This is a genomic window from Halomonas sp. MCCC 1A11062 (genome assembly GCF_021404355.1).
Taxonomy (GTDB): domain Bacteria; phylum Pseudomonadota; class Gammaproteobacteria; order Pseudomonadales; family Halomonadaceae; genus Halomonas; species Halomonas aerodenitrificans.
In genome coordinates, this window is record NZ_JABFTW010000087.1 from 1 (window position 1) to 288 (window position 288).

Here is a 288-nt window from a genome sequence, read left to right on the forward strand (position 1 = left end):
GCGGGATTGACACCGCACGAATCGAAGCGGCTTTCGCGGAGCTCGTCCGCACATCCGCTGACCCTGACCCGTATGTGATCTTGGCCCGGATCACGATGGCCGCCGTGGACGAACTGCCTTCCGTCCATCACGCGGGCGTCACGCTCCTGGGCAAGCACGGCGTGATCCGCTCGCTGGCCGCCACCAACGGCCACCCGCTGGTCCTCGACAACATCCAACGCCACTGCGGCGACGGCCCCTCGTTCACGGCCGACGGGCACGTGACTGTGATCGACGACCTGACTGCCG

General features: G+C 67.4%; 1 protein-coding gene. It reads left to right on the forward strand.

Features of this window, described 5'->3' with window-relative positions; all coding sequences use genetic code 11:
* On the forward strand, positions 1-288 hold a 288-nt coding region (locus tag HOP58_RS22915; protein WP_234261941.1), incomplete at both ends, for a hypothetical protein.